This is a genomic window from Mesorhizobium sp. Cs1321R2N1, from assembly GCF_037179725.1.
GTDB lineage: Bacteria > Pseudomonadota > Alphaproteobacteria > Rhizobiales > Rhizobiaceae > Mesorhizobium > Mesorhizobium salmacidum.
The window spans coordinates 1-9832 of record NZ_JAPYKP010000181.1 but is presented as its reverse complement, the minus strand read 5'-3'; the positions used below and the strand labels follow the sequence as shown (position 1 = coordinate 9832).

Below are 9832 nucleotides of genomic sequence, written 5' to 3'. Positions count from 1 at the left end.
GGACGAGGCGCGCGAGCGCCACGTCGGCCGTGGCAAGCTGCTGCCGCGCGAACGCCTGGCGCAATTGCTCGACACCGGCTCGCCCTTCCTCGAGATCGGCCAATTCGCGGCGTGGTCCATGTATGGCGAGGAGATTTCGTCGGCCGGCCTGATCGCCGGCATCGGCCGTGTCGAGGGGACAGAGGTGATGGTCGTCGTCAACGACGCCACGGTGAAGGGGGGCACGTATTATCCGCTGACGGTGAAAAAGCATCTGCGCGCGCAGGAGATCGCGCTTCAGAACAACCTGCCTTGCGTCTATCTGGTCGACAGCGGCGGCGCCAATCTGCCCAACCAGGACGAGGTGTTTCCCGACCGCGAGCATTTCGGCCGCATCTTCTACAACCAGGCCAACATGTCGGCTGCCGGCATCCCGCAGATCGCCTGCGTCATGGGTTCCTGCACGGCTGGCGGCGCCTATGTGCCGGCGATGTCGGATGAGACGATCATGGTGCACAACCAGGCGACCATCTTCCTCGGCGGACCGCCGCTGGTGAAGGCGGCCACCGGCGAGGACGTCAGCGCCGAAGAGTTGGGCGGCGCGGATGTTCACACCAGGCTTTCCGGTGTCGCCGATCACTATGCGCTGGACGACGAACACGCGCTCGCCATTTGCCGGCGCATCATCAAGAACCTGAATCGCAACAAGGCTGTAAGCCTGAACTTACAGAAAGCTCATCCGCCGCTTCATCCGGCAGATGAGCTCTACGGCATCGTCCCGACCGATCTGCGCCAACCCTATGACGCGCGCGAAGTGATCGCGCGCGTTGTCGACGGCTCCGAATTCGATGAGTTCAAGCAGAACTACGGCACGACGCTGATCACCGGCTTTGCCCATCTCCACGGCATGCCGGTCGGCATCATCGCCAACAATGGCGTGCTGTTTTCCGAAAGCGCGCTGAAGGGCGCGCACTTCATCGAATTGTGCTGCCAGCGCAAGATCCCGTTGGTCTTCCTGCAGAACATCACCGGCTTCATGGTCGGCAGGAAATACGAGGCCGGCGGCATCGCCAAGGACGGCGCCAAGCTGGTGATGGCGGTTGCGACCGCCAGGGTGCCCAAGGTGACCGTCATCATCGGCGGTTCGTTCGGGGCCGGCAATTACGGCATGTGCGGCCGCGCCTACTCACCTCGCTTCCTGTGGATGTGGCCCAACGCCCGCATCTCGGTGATGGGCGGCGAGCAGGCGGCAACCGTACTCGCCATGGTCAAGCGCGAGGGCATCGAGCGCAAGGGCGGGGAATGGAGCGCCGAGGAGGAGGCGAAATTCAAGAAGCCGATCCTGATGAAATACGAGCATGAAGGCCATCCGCTCTATTCCTCGGCAAGGCTCTGGGATGACGGCATCATCGATCCGGCCAGGACACGCGAGGTGCTGGCGCTCAGCCTGTCGGCCGCGCTCAACGCCGAGATCGAGGAGACACGCTTCGGCGTGTTCAGGATGTGATGATGATCGCCATGGGCGACCGGATCAGCGTTCACACCGGCGACATCACCAAGCTGGCGGTCGATGCCATCGTTAATGCTGCCAACTCCTCGCTGCTCGGTGGCGGCGGGGTCGATGGAGCCATTCACCGCGCCGCTGGGCCGGAGCTCGAATTCGAATGTCGCATGCTCAATGGCTGCAAGACCGGCGATGCCAAGATCACCAAGGGTTATAAACTGCCGGCTCGACACATCATCCATACTGTCGGGCCCGTCTGGCAAGGCGGCGGCAAGGGCGAAGCCGAATTGCTGGCCTCCTGTTACCGGCGTTCGCTTGAACTAGCAGTCGCCAATGATTGCCGCTCGGTGGCATTCCCGGCCATCTCGACCGGTGTGTACCGATATCCGAAAGATGACGCCGCCAAAATCGCTATTGATGAGGTGAATGACTTCATCGGGCAGAACGCGCTTCCCGAAACCGTTGTTTTCTGCTGCTTCGACGAAGCCATGGCGGAACTATACCGGCGTATTCTTGCAACATTGGGTGAAGTATGAATTTTAGGCGCCTGCCGGAATGGCGCCGCCCGACCCTAATCCGGGAGGCTCCATGTTCACGAAAATCCTGATCGCCAATCGGGGCGAGATCGCTTGCCGTGTCATCCGCACAGCGCGCAAGCTCCGCGTGCACACCGTCGCAGTCTATTCGGATGCCGATGCGAGATCCCTGCATGTCGAGATGGCCGACGAGGCGGTCCATATCGGCCCCTCACCCGTCGGCGAGAGTTATCTGCGCGGTGACAGGATCGTTGCGGCGGCTCTTGCAACGGGCGCGCAGGCCATCCATCCCGGTTACGGATTCCTGTCGGAAAACCCCGATTTCGTCGACCAGGTGGTGACTGCCGGTCTCATTTTCATCGGCCCGTCGGCGGCCTCGATCCGCGCCATGGGGCTGAAGGACGCCGCCAAGCGGCTGATGGAGAAGGCCGGCGTTCCGGTCGTTCCGGGTTATCATGGCGAGGCGCAGGAAATCGTGCTGCTGGCCTCAAAGGCCCGCGAGATCGGCTATCCCGTGCTGATCAAGGCGCGTGCCGGCGGCGGCGGCAAGGGCATGCGGCGCGTCGAGCATCCCGATGACTTTTCCGAGGCGCTGTCCAGCGCCCGGCGCGAGGCCAAGGCCGCCTTCGGCGACGACCGTGTGCTGGTCGAAAAATATGTCGACAAGCCACGGCATATCGAAGTGCAGGTGTTCGGCGACAATTTCGGCAACGCGGTGCATCTCTACGAACGCGACTGCTCGGCGCAACGCCGCCACCAGAAGGTGATCGAGGAGGCCCCCGCCCCCAGCATGACGCCTGCTTTGCGCAAGGCGATGACGGAAGCGGCGGTGAAGGCGGCCAAGGCAATCAACTATTCCGGCGCCGGCACCATCGAGTTCATCGTCGACGCCTCGCAAGGCCTCAAGGCCGACCGCTTCTGGTTCATGGAAATGAACACCCGCCTGCAGGTCGAGCATCCGGTCACCGAGATGGTCACCGGCACCGATCTGGTCGAGTGGCAGTTGCGGGTCGCCAGCGGCGAAAAACTGCCGAAGACACAAAGCGAGATCGCGCTTTCCGGTCATGCTTTCGAGGCGCGCATCTATGCCGAGGACGCGGCCAAGGGCTTTCTGCCGGCGACGGGCACGCTGCACCACCTGAAATTCCCGGGCGTTGCCCCAGAAGGAGCCGCGATGCGCATTGAAACCGGCGTGCGGGCTGGCGATGCCATCTCGCCCTATTACGACCCCATGATCGCGAAGCTGGTCGTCCATGCCGGGGACAGACAGGCGGCGCTGGAAGCGCTCCGCACAGCCCTCGCGCAAAGCGAGATTGCCGGCTCCACCGTCAACACCGCTTTTCTTGCCGCTCTTGCGGCCGATCCGGATTTTGCAGCCGGCGACGTCGATACCGGCCTGATCGGCCGACACCAGGAAGCGCTGACGGCGGTCGCGCCGCCGACCGGCGAAATCATCTCGGCCGCCGTCCTGGCGGCCTCGGGTGCCGGAGCATTGCCGTCGTCGGACGACCCGTGGTCGTCGCTTGCCGGCTATGCGCATTTCCACGGCGTGGCGCGGCGCATGCGGCTGAAGTTCGGCGACGAGCAAATTCAGGCAAAGGTTTCAATGCGGCCGGACGGACGCTTTCAGGTGGCGCTCGATGCGCCTTACGACAGCACCAATTCGCATGATTTTCGCGCCGTTCCCCGCCTCGTCCGCTGGCCCGCCCACATCACGGTGTTCGAAGGCGCTGCCGGATATGCTTTCACCGTGCCGGATCCCCTGGCCAGGAGCGATGAAGCAGCTGCCGCCTCCGGCAGCCTGCGCGCGCCGATGCCAGGGCTCGTCAAGCTTGTGCGCGTGGCGAAAGGCGACGCTGTGATCAAGGGGCAAATTCTGCTGATCCTCGAAGCGATGAAGATGGAGCACACCATCGCCGCCCCGCATGATGGCGTGATCGCCGAGATCGCCGGGGAAGGGGCGCAGGTCACTGACGGGACGGTGCTGGTGCGGTTCGTCGAGGAACAGAGCGCGTCGAACTCAGCCACCAGCTGATAGCCGGGGCGCAAACAGAAATGGCCGGGACGAACCCGGCCATTTCCTGGGCTATCAGAGCGATTACTGCGCGATCGGCGCGTACTTGCCGTCGTGCCACTGGTTGATGTCGTAGCTGGCATTCTTGAGGTCGCCCTTCTCGTCGAAGGTGACGTCGCCGACAACGGTGCTGATCGGCGTGCCGTTCTTCAACGCTTCGGCAACCTTGGCCGGATCGTCGCCGCCGGCACGCTTGATGCCTTCGGCGAAAGCCTGGACCACGGCGTAGGAGAATAGCGTGAAGCCTTCCGGCACGAAGCCGCCCGCCTTGATCTTCTCGACGGCCGCCTTGGCTTCCGGCTTTGCCTGCGGATCCGACGGGAACACGAACATGGTGCCCTCGCCGGCCGGGCCGGCAACCTGCCAGAACTCCGGCGAGGCAATCGAATCCGGCATGATCAGCTGGAACTTCAGGTTTTGCTCCGCCGACTGACGCAGGATCAGCCCGGCCTCAGGATGGTAGCCGCCGAAATAAACGACATCGGCCTTGAGATCCTTCAGCTTGGTGACAAGCGCCGAATAGTCCTTCTCGCCGGGGTTGATGGCGTCATAGTAGACTTCCTTGAGGCCACCAGTATTCATGGTCGCCCTGACGGCGTCAGCCACGCCCTGACCGTAGGCGCTCTTGTCGTGCAGGATGACGACTTTCTTGCCGGCATACTTCTTGGCGATCCAAGGGCCGATGAAGGCGCCCTGCGCGTCGTCACGCGTATAGAGACGCATGATCGTCGGCCAGCCGGCCTTGGCCGCGGCATCGGTCAGCACCGGGTTCGAGGACGCCGGGCTCATCATCAGCGCACCGGCTTCAGCGTAGACCGCCGAGGCCGGGATGCTCGACCCCGAGCAGGCATGACCGTCGATGAACTTGACGCCGTTGGCAACGATGCGGTTGGCGACCGACACGGCCTGTTTTGGATCGCACTGGTCGTCCTCGATGTCGAGCTTGATCATCGAGCCGTTGACGCCGCCCGCGGCGTTGATGGCATCGGCGGCGGCCTGTGCGCCCTGCTTGAACTGGTCGCCGATGGTCGCGAGTTGTCCGGTCATCGGGCCGACCACCGAGACGGTGATGTCGTCGGCGAATGCGATCGGCGCGCTCATCATCAGGCCGAAAATGGCCGCGCTCAAAATACTCATTTTTTTCATGACAATAGAACTCCTCCACTCACGCGCGGCCGCCCCGGCCGCGCTTCTTCCAGAGAGGCGGGACAATTTCATCCTTCATCGGACCTGTCTAGGCGCATTGGCGCCACTCGATTGGGCCTGCCTGGCCTCATCCAAGCAAAAAAGCCACGCCAGCCTTGTTCCGGCTGGTCGTGGCTTTTTTGCCTGTCAGGCCGTTTCCCCGGCGCCCCCGCGCTGTGAACCCAACCCACCTTCCCTGTCTTCCTGTGGCCATGATCTTGCCGAAGCCCCGATTCCACTTTCGGGATCATGGTTCGTCGGGCGGCTTGGACCTGTCGGCCTGCCGCATTCTCTTTGTTGTTGGCCTGTGGCCTGGCTGTCTGCGCAGCCTATCCCTGTTGGCCCGACCGTCTTTCAGCGGTCTTGGCCGGAGCGTTCCCGTCTGGCGGAACTCAGTGCATGGTCATCCATTCGCGGGCTTCGCGCAGCGCCTTGGCGATCTCGACCTTCGACATGGCCGCCGAGAGTTCCGAGCGCAGCTCGGCGGCGCGGGCCGAACCCTTGATGGCGGCGATGTTGAACCATTTGTGGGCGGCAACGACGTCGGTCTCGCAATCGCGGCCGGTCGCATACATCATGCCCAGTTCGAAAAGAATGTCGGCCTGGGCAGTTGCCCCCATGGCGCCGAAGCCTGCTTCAAGCATTTCAAAACGTGCCATTTTAGTCCCCTGTCTGGCTCCCGAGAGCTGCCTCCGTTGTGTTGTCCGGGCCGCTCTTTCGATGCTTTCGAGAATGCCGCGCAGGCTTGAATCCGTCGTTAAATGGCGTGCTTAATTTGAGGAAAACAAAGCTAAAACAAGAGGTAAACACAGAAATTCGTTAAGGATACGGAGCCAGCAATTCGGCTGGTTTTCGCCAAATTTGACGAAAATTTTCACGGCCGCAATCAACACTCCGCTAACCACGGGAAACAAACGCGACGAGCCGATCGTTTTCATTTCCGCGCCGACAGAGCGAATTCAGGCGCTTTCAAAATGCCAAGGTCTTCCGTAGCGGCACCGCTTTTGTTTTGACGGAAGCTGGATTAGCTTACGTTTGCGTAAGCGGCAGACCGGCGAGGCGGAGCATCCGGCCGGCTATCCAAAGGGAGGAAGACATGTTTCGAAAAGTGAGCCTGGCCCTGGCGGCCACGTTGATCCTGAGCGGCGCGGCGTGGGCCGATCCGATCGAGGGCAACTGGAAAACGCAGGAAGGCGACACGGCGGCCATTTCAGGCGGCGGTTCATTTTCCATCACGCTCAAGTCCGGCAAATATGCCGGCAAGACCATCGGCTCGCTCAAGGCGGCCGGCGACAACAAATATACCGGCAACATCACCGACCCGGCAAACGACAAGACCTATTCGGGCAAGGCGACATTATCGGGCGCCTCGCTCAAGATGAGCGGCTGCGTGCTCGGCGGACTGATCTGCAAGAGCCAGACCTGGCACAAGCTCTAATCGACCATTTCCCAGTGATCTCAAAACGGGGCCCCGGCGGGCCCCGTTTTCGTTTTACCGATGCGCTGACCGTCGCACCCGATCGCCGTCCGGGGCCGGCGGCGAGCCAGCCAACGTCGCGTCAATCAATTTGAACCGCAGATGAACGCCGGCATCAGAGCCGGTTCAGCGGCGTCAGGGCATTCTCATGCGTGTTGAAGGAGACACGGACCCAATGCTTGCTCGTCGCTTCACCATCGTCTGCCTGCTGATGAGCCTGTTTGGAATGTTCTTCGCCATTCTCGTCGCCGAAGCGGGCCGTTCCCCCCGCTCCTGGGACGAAGCCACCAGGCTCTGCCATCTCGCCTGCCAGACCAACCTTCGCCACTGAAACCAAATAGCCCGGACCTCGAAAAGAAAAGCACAGACATCATGAACCGCATCGCCGCCAACACTCTCAAGACCCTCCGGCTCCTGCCGCGGGCGGCGCTTATCCTGATCGTTCTGGCCGCCCCGGTCATGGCGGTGCCGATGATGCGCGCCGATGCCGGCTCGACGATCGAGGCGCCGGCGCTCAGAAAGTCTGGCGTCGGGTTCGTTCTGCTGGTCAGCCTGCAGCGGGGTTGAAGAAAAAAGGGCGCTTTGGGTGCCTTCGGCGGCGACACCCCTCCCAACCGGCCGCCCAAGTCTCTATATTGGGCCATGGAAAAACGAATCTATCCCCAAGCCATCGAATCTGTCGTCATGCCCGAGCCTTTTGGCCGGCAGAGCTTCGACAACGCCGAAAAGGCCGTTGCCGCGCTGCAGGTGCTCTACGACCGCAACACCAAGTTCCTGCGCGATTCCTTCGCGGCCCTTGCCGCCGGCGGCGACAGCAGCAAGCGCTACCGGGCCTTCTACCCCGAGATTGGCGTCACCACGAGTTCGTTCACCCAGGTCGACTCTCGCCAGGCCTATGGCCACATGCCGACGCCCGGTCATTTCGCCACCACGGTTACCCAGCCGGACCTGTTCGAGACCTACCTCATCGAGCAGCTTCGGCTGATCATGCGCAATCACGGCGTGTCGGTGACCGTCTCGGAATCGACCACGCCGATCCCGCTGCATTTCGCTTTCCTGGAAGGCACCTATGTCGACGGCGCCGATGCCGAACGTATCAAGCGGCCGATCCGCGACCTGTTCGACGTGCCGGATCTCGACGGCACCGACGATCAGATCGCCAACGGTACGTTCGAGGTCGCCTTCGGCGAGCCCCGGCCGCTGGCGCCGTTCACGGCGCAGCGCATCGACTATTCACTGCACCGCATGACGCACTACACTGCAACCAGCCCGCAGCATTTCCAGAATTTCGTGCTGTTCACCAACTATCAGTTCTATATCGACGAGTTCGTCGCCCGCGCCCGCGACCTGATGGAAAACGGTGGTGAAGGCTACACGGAATTTGTCGAACCTGGCAACGTTATCACCCGGTCCGGGCAGAGCGCTCCCAGTGAAGGCGTAGCGCCACAGCGCCTGCCGCAGATGCCGGCCTACCATCTGAAGAAGCCGAACCATGGTGGCATCACCATGGTCAATATCGGCGTGGGTCCTTCCAACGCCAAGACCATTACCGACCATATCGCGGTGCTTCGGCCACATGCCTGGGTGATGCTTGGTCACTGCGCCGGGCTGCGCAACACCCAGGCGCTGGGCGATTATGTGCTCGCGCATGCCTATGTGCGCGAAGACCACGTGCTGGACGACGATCTGCCGGTGTGGGTGCCGATCCCGCCGTTGGCCGAGATCCAGGTTGCGCTGCAGGAAGCAGTAGCCGAGGTCACCGGCCTGTCGGGCTATGATCTGAAGCGCATCATGCGCACGGGCACCGTCGCCACCATCGACAACCGCAATTGGGAACTGCGCGACCAGCGCGGACCGGTGCAGCGCCTGTCGCAGTCGCGCGCTATCGCCCTCGATATGGAATCGGCAACGATCGCCGCCAATGGCTTCCGCTTCCGCGTCCCCTACGGCACGCTGCTGTGCGTTTCCGACAAGCCGCTGCATGGCGAGTTGAAATTGCCTGGTATGGCGACAGAGTTCTACAAGCGTCAGGTGGCGCAACACCTGACCATCGGCATCAGGGCGATGGAAAAGCTGGCCGAGATGCCGATGGAGCGGCTGCATTCGCGCAAGCTCCGGAGCTTTTCGGAGACAGCATTCCAGTAGGCGGTCGCTTGAAGGCTCGGCGAGGCAATTCGTCGTCTTGCTCGGCCGCAATTTGGCCGATAAGCAATCGAACGGATCGTCAGGCGGCATTCGGCAGACACGACCCAATGATGACAGGCGCGCGCTTGAACATGATGGCTGGGCTGGCATTCCTGGCGATGACGGCATTGTCGGCCGCTTTGTTGGCCGGGTTTTTCGGCGCGTTGCATCCCGCTTTCGATTCCTTTTCGCATTTTCGCATTCACCTCAGCGTGCTGATGGCGCTTTTGGCGCTGCCACTGCTTGCGAGTTCCTACCGGCTGCAGGCGGCCGCGGCACTGCTCTTCGCCGTCGCCTGCCTGGCCACGACGGCAAGCGCATTGCCAAGGCTGTGGCCGCAGCCGGCGGTTGCCAAGCCCGCCGACCAGATCGTCTACAGCCTGCTGCAGATGAACCTTCGCTTCAACAATCCAACGCCGAAGAAAGTGCTCTCACTGATCGGCCGCACCAATCCGGACGTGATCACGCTCGACGAGGTGTCGGCGATGTGGACGACCGAGCTTGGCTACATCGCCAGCGCCTATCCCTACCGGATCCTCTGCCCTTACCCGAACCGCATGTTCGGCGTGGCGCTGCTGTCGCGCCGGCCGTTTGTCGCCGACACCGCGCCGCGTTGCGAGCCGCGCGGCGCGATGGCGACCGCCACCATCGACTTTGGCGGGAGCGATGTCGATGTCGCCGCGATCCATTTGACCTGGCCTTGGCCGAAGGAGCAATACTGGCAGATCGGCGACCTGGCGCAGCCACTGGCCGCGCTCGGCGAGACGGCGATGCGAGAGGCGTCGTCGATGCAGACATGGACGAACTCCCAGCCGGCGCCGCGCGATTTGCCCTTTTGCGGATCACCGGTGATGCGGTGCCCGACCTGGCTGAAGCGGCCGAGCTTCTTGATG

The 9832-nt window shown here is 62.6% G+C and carries 9 protein-coding genes and 2 pseudogenes; 8 read left to right on the top strand and 3 right to left on the bottom strand.

The window, feature by feature from the left end; translation table 11 throughout:
* The 3 genes from O7A61_RS28830 to O7A61_RS28820 form a co-directional block, all read left to right on the top strand.
* Positions 1-1486, top strand: a 1486-nt coding sequence (locus O7A61_RS28830) for a carboxyl transferase domain-containing protein (protein WP_337132652.1), incomplete at its 5' end; no start/stop codon positions are given.
* Between the two features lie 2 nt (positions 1487-1488).
* Positions 1489-2019: an O-acetyl-ADP-ribose deacetylase gene (locus tag O7A61_RS28825; RefSeq protein WP_337132651.1), complete on the top strand. Its 531-nt coding sequence runs from the start codon at positions 1489-1491 to the stop codon at positions 2017-2019.
* A gap of 52 nt (positions 2020-2071) precedes the next feature.
* Positions 2072-4054, top strand: a complete 1983-nt coding sequence (locus O7A61_RS28820) for an acetyl/propionyl/methylcrotonyl-CoA carboxylase subunit alpha (RefSeq protein WP_337132650.1) — start codon at positions 2072-2074, stop codon at positions 4052-4054.
* Between the two features lie 63 nt (positions 4055-4117).
* On the opposite strand, the gene O7A61_RS28815 is transcribed toward O7A61_RS28820, so the two are convergent.
* Entirely contained in the window at positions 4118-5239 is a 1122-nt protein-coding gene (locus O7A61_RS28815) for a branched-chain amino acid ABC transporter substrate-binding protein (RefSeq protein WP_337132649.1), read from the bottom strand.
* Between the two features lie 431 nt (positions 5240-5670).
* The gene (locus O7A61_RS28810) at positions 5671-5937 is read right to left on the bottom strand and encodes a sel1 repeat family protein (RefSeq protein WP_010915070.1); all 267 of its coding nucleotides are present in this window, start codon (positions 5935-5937) and stop codon (positions 5671-5673) included.
* Positions 5938-6374: 437 nt separating this feature from the next.
* Here O7A61_RS28810 and O7A61_RS28805 point away from each other — a divergent pair, with 437 nt between their 5' ends.
* From O7A61_RS28805 to O7A61_RS28785, 5 genes and pseudogenes are all read left to right on the top strand, one after another.
* Positions 6375-6716, top strand: a complete 342-nt coding sequence (locus tag O7A61_RS28805) for a DUF2147 domain-containing protein (RefSeq protein ID WP_337132648.1) — start codon at positions 6375-6377, stop codon at positions 6714-6716.
* Between the two features lie 214 nt (positions 6717-6930).
* Positions 6931-7086, top strand: a complete 156-nt coding sequence (locus O7A61_RS28800; protein ID WP_337132647.1) for a hypothetical protein — start codon at positions 6931-6933, stop codon at positions 7084-7086.
* Positions 7087-7127: 41 nt separating this feature from the next.
* Positions 7128-7322: a hypothetical protein gene (locus O7A61_RS28795; protein ID WP_337132646.1), complete on the top strand. Its 195-nt coding sequence runs from the start codon at positions 7128-7130 to the stop codon at positions 7320-7322.
* 117 nt (positions 7323-7439) lie between these two features.
* Positions 7440-8900, top strand: coding sequence for an AMP nucleosidase (locus tag O7A61_RS28790; protein ID WP_246672913.1), 1461 nt, complete (start codon positions 7440-7442; stop codon positions 8898-8900).
* A 107-nt stretch (positions 8901-9007) separates the two neighbouring features.
* A pseudogene (locus O7A61_RS28785) lies at positions 9008-9610 on the top strand (endonuclease/exonuclease/phosphatase family protein); the annotation flags it as partial.
* Positions 9611-9699: 89 nt separating this feature from the next.
* Here the strand turns inward: O7A61_RS28785 and O7A61_RS28780 are convergent.
* Positions 9700-9832: pseudogene (locus O7A61_RS28780) on the bottom strand (IS481 family transposase); the annotation flags it as partial.

Excerpts from the sequence above, each read along its gene's own strand:
- O7A61_RS28800 (WP_337132647.1), top strand. The coding sequence starts at position 6,931 with ATGCTTGCTCGTCGCTTCACCATCGTCTGCCTGCTGATGAGCCTGTTT.
- O7A61_RS28810 (WP_010915070.1), bottom strand. The coding sequence starts at position 5,937 with ATGGCACGTTTTGAAATGCTTGAAGCAGGCTTCGGCGCCATGGGGGCA.
- O7A61_RS28815 (WP_337132649.1), bottom strand. The coding sequence starts at position 5,239 with ATGAAAAAAATGAGTATTTTGAGCGCGGCCATTTTCGGCCTGATGATG.
- O7A61_RS28825 (WP_337132651.1), top strand. The coding sequence starts at position 1,489 with ATGATCGCCATGGGCGACCGGATCAGCGTTCACACCGGCGACATCACC.
- O7A61_RS28805 (WP_337132648.1), top strand. The coding sequence starts at position 6,375 with ATGTTTCGAAAAGTGAGCCTGGCCCTGGCGGCCACGTTGATCCTGAGC.
- O7A61_RS28790 (WP_246672913.1), top strand. The coding sequence starts at position 7,440 with ATGCCCGAGCCTTTTGGCCGGCAGAGCTTCGACAACGCCGAAAAGGCC.
- O7A61_RS28795 (WP_337132646.1), top strand. The coding sequence starts at position 7,128 with ATGAACCGCATCGCCGCCAACACTCTCAAGACCCTCCGGCTCCTGCCG.
- O7A61_RS28820 (WP_337132650.1), top strand. The coding sequence starts at position 2,072 with ATGTTCACGAAAATCCTGATCGCCAATCGGGGCGAGATCGCTTGCCGT.